We start from the raw sequence: 15740 nt of genomic DNA, 5'->3' as shown, positions 1-15740 counted from the left end.
TAAATTCACATAGTGGAACAAGATTGCGATATCATAATAATAGGTGGGGGTCTGGCGGGACTTACAGCCGCTGTACATTTATTGCAAGCTGGCTTCTCTGTGATGCTTATTGAGAAAAACACATACCCTAAACATAAGGTTTGTGGCGAGTATGTATCAAACGAAGTACTACCTTATCTAGATGAGTTGGGTGTTTATCCCATAAATAATGGCGCTAAGAAGATAAATCGTTTTCAATTTTCTGGACTCTCTGGCAATGCACTTGAAATTGAACTTCCTTTAGGAGGTTTTGGTATCAGTAGGTATGCACTAGATCTAGCTTTGTATGAACGAGCTATAAGCCTAGGGTTGGTATTTGAGCAGGCAACCGCTACAAATGTTACTTTCGGGAGAGAGCAGTTTGAGGTTACCACAAAAGATAAAAGTTTTAGAGCACCCTATGCTCTTGGAGCCTATGGTAAGAGGAGCGGATTAGATATTACGCTTTCGCGAAAATTTATAAGTACAAAATCCCCTTGGATGGGTGTAAAAGCACATTATGCTGGACAATTTCCTGATGATTTGGTGGCATTGCACAATTTCTCAGGAGGTTACTGCGGATTATCAAAAGTCGAAACAGATGCAATAAATGTTTGTTACCTAGCAGATGTAAATTCGTTTAAGAAACACAAAGATTTAGATACATACCGAGTTGAGGTATTAGAGCAGAATGGTTATTTAAAAGATTTTTTCGCGCAAGCGGAACCTATTTTTGAAAAACCACTCACCATTAGTCAGATCTCATTTCAAGATAAATCTGCGGTGGAGAATCACTTATTAATGATAGGGGATAGTGCAGGACTTATACATCCTTTATGCGGTAACGGTATGGCTATGGCTATACATAGCGCAAAGATCGCAAGTGAGTGTCTTATTAATCACTTGACAATTTCAAGAAAGCGGGAGCATCTAGAAAAAGAATACACAAAGCAGTGGAAGCGAAACTTTGCGAGAAGAATGCGCAACGGTGCCCTTATACAACGTGGGTTGCATAATGCAACGATTACTAGACTGGGTGTGAGGATTCTTCAAAAGTCGCCTGGTTTATTAAGTAGTGTCATACAGTCTACACATGGAAATCTTATAGCATAATGAATTTTGAAAATCGTAGCACAACTCCTGAGTTAATGGATGATCCTAATCTTCCTGAGGCAGATTTGCTTCTAGCATTAAAGGATCTTGCTATTGTAAATAAATACTTAGGTGGTAATCATATTACAATAAACGCGCTAGAAAAACTAATAAGTGCACATCCCGAGAAAAAGAAGTGGCGTGTAGTAGATGTGGGTTGTAGTGATGGAGAGGTATTAAGGCACATAGCAAAGCACTTTAAAAATAGCGCTGTTGATATTTCATTTTTTGGGGTAGACATTAATGATAAAAGTATTGATAGTGCCCGAGAGAAATCAAAGGACTTTGATAACTTGAGCTTTAGCCGTCAGAATATATTAACGATAGATGATACTACTTTTGAATGTGATGTGATTATTTGCACCTTAACAATGCATCATTTTTCTGATGAACAACTACTTGTGTTTATGGAGAAATTTAAAAAATTGGCAAGTATTGGTATCATAGTAAACGATTTACAGCGAAGTAAGATAGCGTACCGTTTATTTCAGCTTTTTAGCGGTATATTTATGAAAAGTAAAATTGCTAAATACGACGGAAGAGTGAGCATTGCCCGCTCTTTTAGGAGAAAAGAATTAGAAACCTATTCAAAACAACTTGCACTAGACGACTATTCCATACAGTGGAAATGGGCGTTTAGATATTTGTGGGTGATAAAAACTATATGAGCGTAACCATTACGACGGTAGCAAAACAGTTACCACAATATTCACGTACTACAGCAGAGATAATACCTTTTCTAGACGTATGGCTAGATGGGCAAGAAGATCGTTTTAAACGAAAGGTTAAGAAGATTTTTGGTAATGCTGCCGTAGATAAGCGCTATAGTATTATGGCGCCAGAAGAGGTATTTACAGCCACTAGTTTTCAAGAGAAGAATGACATTTATACTCGCGAGGTTGTAAAGTTAGGAGAGCAGGTACTATCTAAAGCGCTTACTAAAGCTTCATGGGATGGTACTAGCCTTGATTATATTATTACGGTAAGTTGTACGGGGATTATGATTCCTTCGCTAGATGCATATTTGATTAATGCACTTAAGTTACGCCAAGATATTGTACGATTACCGGTAACAGAGATGGGTTGTGCTGCTGGAGTGAGTGGTGTGCTCTATGCAAACGAATTTCTTAAAGCAAATCCTGGAAAACGAGCAGCTGTTATAGCAATAGAAAGCCCTACGGCTACTTTTCAACATGACGATTACTCGATGGTAAACGTGGTGAGTGCAGCTATCTTTGGTGATGGTGCGGCTTGCGTTCTCATGTCAAGTAAAGAAGAAGATAGCGGACCGCAAATAGTTGATACAGAAATGTATCACTTTTATGATGCTCAGGAAATGATGGGCTTTAAGCTTGTAAATAGTGGTTTACAGATGATTCTAGATCAACAAGTGCCACAACAGATAGCAGATAAGTTTCCAGATATAATTCATCCATTTTTAGAGAAGAATGGATATAGTATAGAAGATGTAAATCATCTCATATTTCATCCAGGAGGACGTAAGATTGTAGAAACGGTTGAGGATCTTTTCGGTAAGCTAGGTAAAAACATAGATGATACTAAAGAGGTGCTAAAGTTATATGGAAATATGAGTAGTGCTACTGTATTGTACGTTTTAGAACGTTTTCTTGATAGAGAATGTGAGGAAGGTGATCTGGGAATTATGCTAAGTTTTGGCCCAGGGTTTTCGGCGCAACGTGTATTATTAAAATGGTAAGTGATGAGTCAATCTTATAAGAATAAATACGCAGTAATCTTAGGAGGTAGCTCAGGTCTTGGGCTAGCCACCGCAAAGAAACTAGCGCATGAGGGAATGAATATTATCATCATTCATAGATCTCGTCGTAGTGTGATAGCAGCTTTTGAAGACGCTATGCGCGAGATGGAAGTGTCTGGAGCGACCATCTTGTCATATAATACAGATGCCCTTAATGCAGATAAGCGCCAAGCTACTATCTCAGAAATAAAGAATACTGTAGGCGCAGGTGCTATAAAAGTAGTGGTGCATAGCATCGCACGAGGTAATTTAAAGCCATTATATTCAGAAGACGGAGCTACCCTTAGTAATGAGGATTTTAAAGGTACACTTGACGCCATGGCGGTGAGTTATTATGATTGGGTATCCGCTTTCGCGAAAGCGGAATTATTTACCCCATCTGCTAGAGCCATTGCATTTACAAGTGAAGGAAGTAGCAAAGCATGGCCACAATATGGTGCAGTTGCTGCAGCCAAGGCAGCTCTTGAAGCCATTTCTAGAGGGATTGCACTAGAGTTTGCGCCACTTGGGCTTACGTCTAACTGTATTCAAGCAGGAGTGACAGATACAGAGAGCTTGCGCCTCATACCAGGGAGCGAGCATATGAAAGAAATGGCACAGCAACGTAATCCTTACAAGCGGTTAACACTACCAAAGGATGTAGGTAATGCTGTGTATTTGTTAACACGTGATGAAGCAGCCTGGATTAATGGTGCTGTGATTCCCGTAGATGGAGGAGAGCACATACGATGAATAGTGAAGAGATTATAGCATTATTGCCTTATACGGCGCCTTTTCTATTTGTAGATCAAATAGAAAAGCTGGGTGACTCTTATATTGTTGGTTCTTACACATTTTCTAGAGCATCTTATTTTTATGAAGGACACTTTAAGGGTAATCCTGTTACACCTGGAGTGATACTCACAGAATGCATGGCGCAAATAGGTTTAGTAAGTTTGGGTATTTCTAAGTTGGCAGATCAAGATCTAGCTGCTTTAAAAGTTGCCTTTACTAGCGCAGATGTCGAGTTTTTAAAACCTGTGATGCCTGGCGAGAAAGTGACTGTTGTATCAGAAGAAGCCTATTTTAGATTTAATAAATTAAAATGTAATGTGAAGCTTCTTAATGCGCACGATGAGGTGTGTGTGCAAGGAACACTTGCAGGAATTTTTAGCACAAAATAATGAAACATAGAGTAGTCATAACTGGAATGGGCGTTTGTGCACCTAATGGAATAGGTCTCAAAGCATTTTCTGATGCCATTTTCTCAGGTAAAAGTGGGATTAAATTTCACCAGAAATTAGCAGACCTTAATTTTGGGTGTCAGATTGCTGGACAGCCAGAAATTCCAGAAGGAATGCTTGAAAACTACTTTACAGCCCTACAGCTTCGAGATTTACAGAGCTCTGGTATTGAGTACGGAATGATAGCAGGAGTGGATGCCTGGACAGATGCTGGACTTGCGCCTACAGATAAAGATACTGTTGATTATGATAGCGGAATCGTCTTTGGTGTTTCACTCTTAGGCGCCGAAAAATTTAGAAGTGCTATTTACCTAACTGATGAGGGCAAAGTACGCCGCTTAGGTAGTACTTCTGTGGTACAAACGATGGCAAGCGGGATTAGTGCATATTTAGGAGGATATTTAGGTTTAGGAAACCAAGTGACTACAAATTCTAGTGCCTGCACTACAGGACTAGAAAGCGTACTTATGGGCTATGAGCGTGTGCGCAACGGTGATGCAGTGCGAATGCTCGTGGGTAGTTGTAATGATAGCGGCCCTTACATTTGGGGCGGTTTTGATGCGATGCGTGTGCTCACAAAAAAATATAACGAAGATCCAGAAGCTGGAAGTAGGCCGATGCAAGAAGATGCAAGTGGTTTTGTGCCAGGCGCTGGAGCCGGAGCATTAGTGCTAGAAACGCTCGAAAGTGCACAACAACGAGGGGCAAAGATATATGCCGAAGTTTTAGGTGGTGCAGTAAATAGTGGAGGACAGCGTAATGGTGGTACGATGACTGCTCCTAATAGTGAGGCTGTACAGCATTGTATTAAAACCGCCGTAAAAAATGCAGGAGTATCTGCGACGGAAATTGATACCATAAATGGGCATCTCACTTCTACAGGGATGTGCCCAACAGAAATTGCAAACTGGAGTGAAGCTCTTGAATTGAAAGGAAAGGATTTTCCTTATATCAATTCGCTTAAGAGCATGACTGGACATTGTCTCGCTGCGGCTGGGAGTATTGAGACCGTAGCAACTATTTTAGAACTTGAAGAAGGTCGTATTTTTGGTAATATCAACTCGGCTACTATTCATCCAGAAATACTAGAGCGAGTAGCCCAAGATAAAGTACTTGCAAAAACTATTGATATGCCTGTAAAAGTAGCGGCAAAAGCTAGTTTTGGTTTTGGCGATGTTAATTGCTGTATGATTTTTAAGAAATTTGAATAACTAAAGATTTAAAACAATATCCTGTGGTAATTATCACAGCTTACACATAAAATTATGAATAACGAGCACTACGAAGCACTAAAGAATATCATCAAAATTTACTTACCAGAAGACGTGTCTGTAGATGATATAAAACCTACAAGTCACTTAACTCAAGAGCTTAATGTAAACTCTGCAAACCTAGTAGATATCGTGCTTGACGTAGAAGATCACTTTGATATTACCATAGAGGACGATGAGATAGAAAAAATGGAGACAGTACAGTCTGCTATCGAAGTTATCGAGGCAAAAGTACAGTCTTAGGTTACTTTATTTTATAATTTGAGTAGTCGTAATCTGCTCTTAGGTATTGTCTCACTTTTAAAGAATCTGTGCGGTAACTAGTACGCTTTCGCGAAAACTGGAATCCATCAACCTCAGTCATTTCATTATTAATGACGAGGCTATAATGGTCTGAAGTTTGCACCCAGTATCCTAGCCATGTAAACGTTTTTGGTTCATAATAAAGACTCCAGACATCCTTGCTGCCTGTAAATGTAACGACCAGTTTATGTGCTTTTGCGCCTTCAAAATCTTGTAAGCCATTGTATACTTTTGTCGAACTATCACTGTCTAAGGTATAAGGCAATCCTAAAACGAAGGTTGCTGCATTCAATTTATTTTGTAGTGCAATTTTGGTAATAGTAGTGTCTGGGATATCATTTATAGTCTGGTATAAGTCTGTTCCTCTCTGTATGATTTCATACTTTCTCTCACCAGAAAACCAACTTATGCTGCGACGAGTCTCATCGCTAAAGTCATAATCATGTAACTCGACACGATCTATTTCTACAGTGCCGTCTTCTTGGTATAGATGAAAAGATTTTTTAAAACTTATGCTTTTTATGTTGTTGTAACGTTCTTTTCCGCCACTGACTTTCATTACTATTTTCAATAAATCATCGGCAGTTTTGATATGAGGTGATGCTGCTTTTTGATCTCTATAAATGAGTAATATAGTTATAGCGCCGCCAACAAAGGCAATTAATAATAATCTGCGATTTAATCCATTTAGTACTGCCATTAAATTTAAATTTGTAAGGAGAGAAAGGTACAAATTGAATGATATTTAAAGAAAATAAGAGGAAATAATTCAATCAAATTTTCGCGAAAGCTTAAAGAATTAGGTAATCAACAAAGCCAATTTTAAAATTGTTAATTATTTCTCTATTTTGAGGTTCTTTAACCCATCGCAAGTCCTTATATTAGCGACTCCACGACATTTTATGGCTCAAGAAACACAATACAACGAAGATAATATACGCTCCCTCGACTGGAAGGAGCATATCCGTATGCGTCCCGGGATGTATATAGGTAAACTAGGAGACGGCTCAAGTGCAGATGATGGTATCTATATCCTTGTAAAAGAGGTGCTGGATAACTGTATAGATGAATTTGTAATGGGTGCGGGTAAGACCATTGAGATTTCTATACAAGGCGAAAAAGTAATTGTACGCGATTACGGCCGTGGGATTCCGCTAGGAAAAGTGGTCGATGTGGTTTCAAAAATGAACACGGGAGGTAAGTATGACTCGCGTGCATTTAAGAAATCTGTAGGACTTAACGGTGTAGGTACAAAGGCGGTAAATGCACTTTCTAATTATTTTAGAGTAGAGTCTACCCGAGATGGTAAGTCTGCAAGTGCAGAGTTTGAGCGTGGAGAGCTTACAAATCAAGATTTACTAGATGAGACTTCACGTAGGCGCGGGACTAAGGTTTCGTTTGTGCCAGATAGTGAGATATTTAAGAATTTTAAGTTTCGCTCTGAATATGTGGAGCGCCTTATAAAGAACTATGTATACCTTAATCCGGGTCTGACAATTGTTTTTAATGGTGAGAAGTTCTTTTCTGAAAATGGATTAAAAGATTTACTATCTGAGTCTATAGCAGAGGGGGATAGACTTTATGATATTATCCATCTTAAAGGTGAAGATATTGAGGTTGCTATAACACACAGTAAAACGCAGTACTCAGAAGAGTATCACTCTTTTGTAAACGGGCAGCATACCACTCAAGGAGGTACACACCAAGCAGCATTTAGAGAGAGTATCGTGCGTACTATACGAGAGTTTTATGGTAAAAACTATGAAGCTTCAGATATTAGAAAGTCCATTGTTTCCGCTATAAGTATCAAGGTAATGGAACCGGTTTTTGAGTCGCAGACAAAGACCAAACTAGGTTCTACAGATATGGGAGGAGATCTACCTACGGTAAGAACCTACATAAATGATTTCTTAAAAACCGCCCTTGATAACTTCTTGCATAAAAATCCGCCAGTGGCAGATGCTTTGCAACGTAAGATTTTACAAGCAGAGCGTGAGCGTAAAGACCTCTCTGGAATAAGAAAACTTGCAAAGGAGAGAGCAAAAAAAGCGAGTTTACACAACAAGAAATTAAGAGATTGCCGTATACACCTTACAGATAGTAAGAAAGCCCGAAACCTAGAGACTACACTGTTTATCACAGAGGGAGACTCTGCATCTGGATCTATAACAAAGTCACGAGATGTAAACACACAAGCGGTATTTAGTCTTAAGGGTAAGCCTCTTAATAGCTACGGTCTTTCTAAAAAGATTGTTTACGAAAACGAAGAGTTCAACCTATTACAAGCAGCACTTAATATAGAAGAGTCTATTGAAGATTTGCGCTATAACAATATTGTAATCGCTACCGATGCCGATGTAGACGGTATGCACATACGCCTGTTGCTAATTACATTTTTTCTTCAGTTTTTTCCTGAAGTAATTAAAGAAGGACATCTGTATATACTAGAGACGCCACTTTTTAGAGTACGTAATAAGAAAGAAACCATATACTGCTACAGTGATCAAGAAAAGGCAGATGCGATGGCAAAGCTAGGCGCAAAGCCAGAGATTACACGATTTAAGGGACTTGGTGAGATATCGCCAGATGAGTTTCAGTTTTTTATAGGAGAAGATATTAGGCTAGCACCAGTAATGCTTGACAAAGCACTTATGATAGAAGATCTTCTCTCTTTCTATATGGGTAAAAACACCCCAGATAGACAGAAGTTCATTATTGAGAATCTCAAGGTAGAACTAGATAGAGTAGTAGAGGAGTAAAAGAATAACGCTTTCGCGAAAGCGTAAAAAAAATGATTGAGGCAACCATTATAAGTTTTTAAGCGTCTATAGTTATAGAAAGAACATTAAAACAAACAAGTTATGGTTAAGAAAATTGCAGTTTTGGTTAGTCTAAGTATACTATTATATGGATGTACGACCGCAGGGTCGTTAGTTGGAGTGAATACAATAGGTGAAAAGCGTATTGCAAAGGAAATTATAAATACTAAGATTTCAGACACGGATATAAACGATTTTGATATCTCTGATTCTTACAAGGAATATATTAAAAGTCCTGAAGGACGACAATATTATGAAAACGTAAGAGATGAAATGGGGTCCTTGGAAAAGATGAAAATACTAGCGGTTGTAAAACCTTCGAATGATACACTTATTCATGTTTTTAAGGGATATTTTGAAAATGCGGAAACTAATTCTAAAGTTGAAATAACTAGAATTACTAATGAAGGTATTGTGAAAATTGAAGTACGTCCAATGTGGATGAGTAACTAGTGATTTAAAAATTAATGAGCGAAGAAATAAACGACCATAACGAAGACGAAGAATTAAACCCAGAAGCACTTCCAGCAGAAGTAGTAGATGGTGGTGGAGAGACCATTACTCGTGTCTCTGGGATGTTTGAAGATTGGTTTCTAGACTATGCATCTTATGTGATACTTGAGCGTGCTGTACCTGCAATAGAGGATGGCTTTAAGCCTGTGCAGCGACGTATTATGCATGCACTTAAGGAGCTAGATGATGGCCGTTATAATAAAGTAGCAAATGTAGTAGGACACACAATGCAGTATCACCCTCACGGTGATGCGAGTATAGGTGATGCAATGGTGCAAATAGGTCAGAAAGACCTACTTATTGATACACAGGGTAACTGGGGTAATATTTTAACCGGAGACCGCGCGGCGGCATCTAGATATATTGAGGCACGCCTCTCAAAATTTGCACTAGACGTTGTTTATAACCCAAAGATTACAGACTGGCAGGCCTCTTATGATGGGCGTAAAAAAGAGCCTATAAACTTACCGGTAATGTTTCCTCTATTACTTGCTCAAGGAGCAGAGGGAATTGCTGTAGGGTTAAGTACTAAGGTAATGCCTCATAACTTTATAGAGCTTATAGATGCTTCTATAAAACATCTTAAAGAAAAGCGATTTACTATTTATCCAGATTTTCCTACGGCTGGTATTGCAGATTTTACAGACTATAAAGATGGTTTAAGAGGCGGGAAGATACGCTGTCGTGCTCGTATGAGCCAGCAGGATAAAAACACGCTAGTAATTACTGAGCTGCCTTTTGGACAAACTACTACATCGCTCATAGATTCTATCCTTAAAGCAAATGATAAGGGTAAAATCAAGATAAAAAAGATAGAAGATAATACCTCTGCAAATGTTGAGATACTTGTGCATTTGCCTAGTGGTATTTCTCCAGATAAAACCATAGATGCATTGTATGCATTTACAAATTGTGAGACATCTATATCACCACTAGGTTGTGTTATTGAAGATAATAAGCCACTTTTTGTTGGAGTGTCAGAAATGCTACGTAGATCTACAGATCGTACAAAAGCCCTTCTTAAGTCTGAGTTGGAAATCCAGCTTGGAGAATTTGAAAACCAATGGCATTATGCTTCACTAGAACGTATTTTCATTGAGAATAGAATTTATCGTGATATTGAAGAGCAAGAGACTTGGGATGGCGTAATTAAAGCTATAGATGAAGGTTTAAAACCTCACATAGGTCACTTAAAGCGTGCTGTGACTGTAGAAGATATCACACGTCTTACCGAGATACGAATTAAACGTATTTCTAAGTTTGATATAGATAAAGCACAGCAGAAGATAGATGCTCTTGAGGATCAAATAGCCCAAGTAAAGTATCATCTAGATAATCTCACGCAATATGCGATAGACTACTTTACGCGTCTCAAAAAAGATTATGGAGAAGGAAAAGAACGTAAAACTGAGATTAAAATATTTGATGATATTCAGGCAGCAAAAGTTGTGCTCAGAAATACTAAACTTTATGTAAACAGAGCAGAGGGCTTTGTAGGTACTTCTCTTAAAAGAGATGAGTATGTTGCAGACTGCTCAGACATAGATGATATTATTGTATTTACAAAGTCTGGATCTATGATGGTGGTTAAGGTAGAGTCTAAAACCTTTATAGGTAAAGATATTTTGCACGTCGCTATATTTAAGAAAAAAGATAAGCGTACTACCTATAATATGATCTATAGAGCGGGTAATGGATTACCTACGTATGTAAAGAGATTTAATGTTACTTCAGTAACACGTAATAATGAGTATAAGTTAGCTGGTGATCAAAAAACAGCCCAGGTACTATATTTTAGTGCAAATCCTAATGGTGAGGCAGAGCTTGTGACAGTTTACTTAAGAGCTGTTGCATCAGTAAAGAAATTACGTTTAGAGATAGACTTTGCAGATGTACTTATAAAAGGTAGATCGTCTAAGGGTAACATCGTTTCAAAAAATGCGGTAAAATCTGTTGAGCTCAAGGAAAAAGGATTATCCACTCTTAAGCCTCGTAAAATATGGTTTGATAATACTGTACAGCGTCTTAACCTAGACGACCGTGGAGATTTGCTGGGTGAGTTTCGTCCAGATGATCGTCTTCTTATCATTAATCAGCATGGGAATGTACGCACTATAATTCCAGAGGTTACACATCATTTTGATGAAGATATGATTGTATTAGAAAAGTGGAATCCTCAAAAACCTATTACGGCTATTTATTGGGACGGTAATAAGGATCGCTACTACGGTAAGCGTTTCCTTATAGATTCTCCAGATAAAGAAGAAACTTTTATATCTGATCATGAAAATAGCGTGCTAGAACTTGTGTCTACCGACTGGAGACCAGTGGTCGAAATGATATTTTACAAGCAACGAGGTAAAGACGCCAAGGAAAATGAAATAGTATCCATGGAGGACTTTATTGCTGTAAAAGGAATAAGCGCGCTAGGTAATACCTTTTATACAGAAAAGCTCAAAGGTTTGAACTGGATGGAATCCTTACCCTACGAAGAAAATATTGAAGAGGAAAAAGAAAATAATGAAGTGATAGGTGAAGATGAAGACGCTCAAGAAGACAGTTCTACCCAACATATTAAAAAAGCAGAAACCGAAAAAAGTAGCGATGATGATGATGAGTCGCAAACTTCTTTGTTTTAGAGGTCGTTTTTGTGTTGAGTCATTAAGGTGATTCAACTATATACATGCTTTTTTCTACATTATTTTTAAATGCCTTGTCAATATATTTGAGGGGACTTGATTTTGAAAACTTTGCGGAATGAATATAAGCGGTAGACAAGGGTTGCTTAGGTGCTATTTAATAGCATTATTTTGTGTTGTTCATATTTTCGCGAAAGCGGCCATTCAAGACAGTAATTGTGCACTGCTTATTTCTCCAGCAGAAGGAGAGACCAATGTATCTGTAATCACAGCCATAAATTTTGAGCCAGTACCAGGAGCGGTAAGTTATTTTGTAGACCTAGGTACCACGGCGGGAGGAACAGATATTCTTAATAACTTTAGCGTAGGTCTCACTGCTAGTTTTGTCCCACCGCAAGGATTGCCGGAAAGTACGGTTATTCATCTTACTGTACGAGCTTTTTTTGTAAGCGACTCGCAGTCGTGTAATAGCCAATCCTTTACTACAGAAGATGTCACGATTATCCCGTCATGTACGCAAGCTAGCTTCCCGGTAGATGGGGCAACAGGCGTATCTTTAAATACGACCATATCTTGGGCTTATGCGGCTAGGGCTACGGGTTATATTATAAACATTGGTACTTCCCCGGGCGCTGTAGATGTAGTAAATGGTCAAAACTTAGGGAATGTGTTGACCTATAATAACGCAGGAGTTTTTGAGGCTGGAACTACATATTACGTTACTATAATTCCTTATAATGAAAATGGGCAAACTATAGGTTGTGTGGAGAGCTCTTTTACAACAGAAACTATTACCACAGAGGTGCCAGATTGTACGCAGCTTATGACACCTGTAGACGGCGCTACTGAGGTTGCGCTAACGCCCATACTCGAGTGGCCGGCAGTGACTAATGTAGAAGGTTATCTTATAAGAATAGGTACAATCCCGGGAGGATCAGATGTACTCGCAAATACAGATATTGGTCTGGCTACCTCTACAGCTGTTTTAGACTTTCTTGAGGGAACTACATATTATGTAACCATAACTCCTTTTAATGCGGCTGGTGAGGCGCAAAATTGCACGCAAACAAGTTTTACGACTACCTTCGGGTGTGGTCCTTATACAGATGGTATTACAGGGGAAATGGTGGATTTAAATCCTGTAATTACGTTAGATGAAAATTATCAAATTTGCAGAGACAATGCCCCTTTGCGTTTAGAATATCGAGATCCGTATGAGCGTATAGTGTGGAGTTCTGTAAACGATGGCGAAATGACGACTATCTCTTCAGAGTCTCAAGTGAGCATAAATGAACCTGGGGTTTATATGGTAGCAGTGAGTACAGAGAGTATGATTGAGTCAGGAACTATTATTTGTACGGCTACACATTCTTTTGAGGTTTCTATAATTGATCCTCCTATTATTGAGAATTTAGTGATTTCAAATCAGAGCAACACAGTGAGTGTTCTCGTAGAACTCGCTGAGGATGGTGATTTTGAGTATTCAAGTACAAGTGAGAATGGTCCTTATCAATCTAGCGCATTGCTTACAAATATTGATGTGACAGATATTCAAGTCTATGTAAGAGACCGCAATGGTTGTGGAAATGCCAGTAGGCGTATAAAACCTGATCCTGGTTTTCCAAAATATTTCACACCTAATGGAGATGGTATAAATGATACTTGGCAAGTGAGGGGAGCTGTGGTAAATGGTGAGACCGTTACGAGCATAGAAATTTATGATCGATTTGGAAAACTTCTAAAGACTATCACACCTTACGAGCGGGGTTGGGATGGAAGCTATCGAGGTAAAATGCTTTTTAATGGTGGTTTTTGGTATAAGGCAAATACGCTTTCAAACGCTACGTTTACTGGTTATTTTGCTTTAAAGAGGTAGGGGAAGTGCAACGCTTTCGCGAAAATGTAATTTTTTTTTAATTTTTTCAAATGATAAATTCTGAGGTTAGCATCTGATTTTTAATTCAATAGAACGTCATAGCTGATGATCTTAAATTATTTTTAAATTAAAGTTGAAATTATTCTTGTTTTCTTCTCTTTGTTGATGTAAATTTGCATCCGCTTACAACAAGCAAGTTCATTATTTTATTAAAGGAGAGGTGCCTGAGTGGCCGAAAGGAGCGGTTTGCTAAATCGTCGTAGGTGGAAACACTTACCCAGGGTTCGAATCCCTGTCTCTCCGCAAGTCATAACAAAACAGATGAGTAACCATCTGTTTTGTTATTTAAAGATTTATACACTCAGTGTATATTTCGGGGTATAGCGTAGCCCGGTTATCGCGCCTCGTTTGGGACGAGGAGGTCGCAAGTTCGAATCTTGCTACCCCGACTTATTGTTGATTAGGGCTCTTAGCTCAGCTGGATAGAGCACCTCCCTTCTAAGGAGGCGGTCGAAGGTTCGAATCCTTCAGGGCTCACATCACTGTAGAACCACATTCTTTTTTAGAATGTGGTTTTTTTTGCTTTAACCTCATTTATAGTGACTATAGTGATTCGGCTCAATTCTATTTACGGAATGTTGGATTAATCTAAATTGGTGTATTTATGGAATTGAATCATGTATATCTAAAAAGTATATTTAGTGTAAATCAGAACTCCTCAAAATATGTACTCGATGATAAACTAACTTTGAGATGTTGATTGTCTTGCTGTTTAGTCACTGTCTTATTTATTTTTAAGTGAGTTCATTGTTGATTGTATTTGTATATGCATCGCTGGATTCATTCTAGCGCTTCATTTGGGCTTTTTAGTGGTGTCGTCTCAAATTATCCTTAATCACATGACAAGTGAGGAAGACGGGCTTTTTTTTAAGCTTATGCTGTAATCCATCCTGAGTAGTCAAGTTTTTTCAAACCGTTTTGTCTAGCACTTACTTTGTTTTATAGATAATATCTCTATTCTAGCAGATTGTTCTTCGCGGCTATTGTTAAGCAACTACTGGTTTCGAGAAGGGCTAACAGATGTAGAGGAGCTAGGAATACAAAGAATCGTAAATTATTACTTTATATTAGGGCGATAATCAATCGTCATCAAGATGTAGAAAAGCCCACAGTGTGTTACTGAGGGTTTTTTCTGTATTGATCTTTATGCTAGATAATTAGTAATCTGTTAAGCAATCTTAGCGTTTAGATAAGCTTTAACGCTTTATAATGCATGGATTATCTAATTCTCTGCGTGAGGGATAGCAGTGGTTACCTTGCAGTGCTGTGGAGCTATAGCGACACATCACGAAACGTAAAAAAGTATAGCCCGGTCACTACTAGGCTTTAGATATAAAATGAATGAAGGGTAGGGGCACGCCCTGAGGTAAGGAAAAAGTATTATAAAAATATTTGATTATCTCTTAGAGTATAGCTAAGGTGTTATTGATTAATCCTCTAGCTCGTCATCTACTTCATCATCATCTACCTCTGGTAAATTAAGTGGAGAGTCTGCAGGGATTTTTACAATTTTTCCATTCCAGCGAACACGTTTTAATTCTTGATCTAGATCTACTCCGTATAAACGGTCGAAGATTTTAGTTCTTATGGTGTAGGATATAGCAGCAACAATTGCGATTAGAGGTATTACAATATAGATTTCTTCTGTATCTGAAAATAAAATATCTTCATTTAATGTACTGTATATTTGAAATATATACATAGCCATTGGGACTAAGATAACATGATACCACCAATGCTTGCAGGTGAAAAACCAAATAACCAATAATAAGAACGGAATAAGTTTTCCATACAAGACCCACATGAATACTTGTATGTTTTCATAATATTTGCTATCGTAAGTACCCAAAAAGGATTCCCAAGTTTTAGAAGTTGGGAATCCTTGATAAGAATAAAATAAGACAGGTGTCATTAATATCAAAAGTGCTATTAATGTACCTAAAGATAGAACTTTTCTTTTAGCCGTTTTTTGGTATTCTGATATCTCTTTTGTCAACTGCTTGTCCTGCATTTTCTTTGATTGCTGTGTACGATAATGCTGTTGCACCAGCGATCACTAGTGCTAAAAATAAAGCTTTAATTTTCATAA

At 38.2% G+C, this 15740-nt stretch carries 14 protein-coding genes and 3 tRNA genes; 14 read left to right on the top strand and 3 right to left on the bottom strand.

Annotated elements, in window-relative coordinates; all coding sequences use genetic code 11:
* Positions 1-12: 12 nt before the first annotated feature.
* The 7 genes from SJY23_RS13280 to SJY23_RS13250 are packed head-to-tail and all read left to right on the top strand — an operon-like array spanning position 13 to position 5684.
* The gene (locus SJY23_RS13280; RefSeq protein ID WP_396596711.1) at positions 13-1131 is read left to right on the top strand and encodes an NAD(P)/FAD-dependent oxidoreductase; all 1119 of its coding nucleotides are present in this window, start codon (positions 13-15) and stop codon (positions 1129-1131) included.
* Positions 1131-1838 carry a methyltransferase domain-containing protein gene (locus SJY23_RS13275; protein ID WP_396596710.1) on the top strand — a complete coding sequence of 236 codons (708 nt, stop codon included), beginning with the start codon at positions 1131-1133 and terminating at the stop codon, positions 1836-1838. Before SJY23_RS13280 ends, SJY23_RS13275 begins: the two co-directional genes overlap by 1 nt.
* A complete protein-coding gene (locus tag SJY23_RS13270) occupies positions 1835-2887 on the top strand; it encodes a type III polyketide synthase (RefSeq protein WP_396596709.1) in 1053 nt (350 codons plus the stop codon). The genes SJY23_RS13275 and SJY23_RS13270 overlap by 4 nt, the downstream gene beginning before the upstream one ends.
* A 3-nt stretch (positions 2888-2890) precedes the next feature.
* Entirely contained in the window at positions 2891-3679 is a 789-nt protein-coding gene (locus tag SJY23_RS13265) for an SDR family oxidoreductase (protein WP_396596708.1), read from the top strand.
* A complete protein-coding gene (locus SJY23_RS13260; protein WP_396596707.1) occupies positions 3676-4110 on the top strand; it encodes a 3-hydroxyacyl-ACP dehydratase FabZ family protein in 435 nt (144 codons plus the stop codon). Before SJY23_RS13265 ends, SJY23_RS13260 begins: the two co-directional genes overlap by 4 nt.
* Positions 4110-5381, top strand: a complete 1272-nt coding sequence (locus SJY23_RS13255; RefSeq protein ID WP_396596706.1) for a beta-ketoacyl-[acyl-carrier-protein] synthase family protein — start codon at positions 4110-4112, stop codon at positions 5379-5381. Before SJY23_RS13260 ends, SJY23_RS13255 begins: the two co-directional genes overlap by 1 nt.
* 54 nt (positions 5382-5435) lie before the next feature.
* A complete protein-coding gene (locus SJY23_RS13250) occupies positions 5436-5684 on the top strand; it encodes a phosphopantetheine-binding protein (protein WP_298328049.1) in 249 nt (82 codons plus the stop codon).
* A gap of 1 nt (position 5685) precedes the next feature.
* Here the strand turns inward: SJY23_RS13250 and SJY23_RS13245 are convergent, their stop codons facing one another.
* On the bottom strand, positions 5686-6444 hold the full coding sequence (locus SJY23_RS13245; protein WP_396596705.1) for a hypothetical protein: 759 nt from the start codon (positions 6442-6444) through the stop codon (positions 5686-5688).
* Between the two features lie 202 nt (positions 6445-6646).
* On the opposite strand from SJY23_RS13245, the gene SJY23_RS13240 reads away from it, so the two are divergent.
* The 7 genes from SJY23_RS13240 to SJY23_RS13210 all read left to right on the top strand — a co-directional run bounded on the left by SJY23_RS13240 (position 6647) and on the right by SJY23_RS13210 (position 14128).
* Complete coding sequence (locus SJY23_RS13240; RefSeq protein ID WP_035336754.1) at positions 6647-8503, top strand: DNA topoisomerase IV subunit B; 1857 nt, start codon at positions 6647-6649, stop codon at positions 8501-8503.
* A 123-nt stretch (positions 8504-8626) separates the two neighbouring features.
* Complete coding sequence (locus SJY23_RS13235; RefSeq protein ID WP_396596704.1) at positions 8627-9016, top strand: hypothetical protein; 390 nt, start codon at positions 8627-8629, stop codon at positions 9014-9016.
* Positions 9017-9030: 14 nt separating this feature from the next.
* On the top strand, positions 9031-11715 hold the full coding sequence (locus SJY23_RS13230; RefSeq protein WP_396596703.1) for a DNA gyrase/topoisomerase IV subunit A: 2685 nt from the start codon (positions 9031-9033) through the stop codon (positions 11713-11715).
* 118 nt (positions 11716-11833) lie between these two features.
* A complete protein-coding gene (locus SJY23_RS13225; RefSeq protein ID WP_396596702.1) occupies positions 11834-13591 on the top strand; it encodes a T9SS type B sorting domain-containing protein in 1758 nt (585 codons plus the stop codon).
* A gap of 214 nt (positions 13592-13805) precedes the next feature.
* Positions 13806-13894: transfer RNA gene (locus tag SJY23_RS13220), tRNA-Ser, on the top strand.
* Between the two features lie 71 nt (positions 13895-13965).
* Positions 13966-14040: transfer RNA gene (locus SJY23_RS13215), tRNA-Pro, on the top strand.
* 14 nt (positions 14041-14054) lie between these two features.
* Positions 14055-14128: transfer RNA gene (locus SJY23_RS13210), tRNA-Arg, on the top strand.
* A gap of 952 nt (positions 14129-15080) precedes the next feature.
* On the opposite strand, the gene SJY23_RS13205 is transcribed toward SJY23_RS13210, so the two are convergent.
* A complete protein-coding gene (locus tag SJY23_RS13205; protein WP_396596701.1) occupies positions 15081-15359 on the bottom strand; it encodes a hypothetical protein in 279 nt (92 codons plus the stop codon).
* A gap of 250 nt (positions 15360-15609) precedes the next feature.
* Entirely contained in the window at positions 15610-15738 is a 129-nt protein-coding gene (locus SJY23_RS13200; protein ID WP_396596700.1) for a hypothetical protein, read from the bottom strand.
* Positions 15739-15740 lie beyond the last annotated feature (2 nt).

This window comes from Dokdonia sp. R86516 (assembly GCF_044596715.1).
Lineage (GTDB): Bacteria > Bacteroidota > Bacteroidia > Flavobacteriales > Flavobacteriaceae > Dokdonia.
This window is presented reverse-complemented; position numbering and strand designations above follow the sequence as displayed.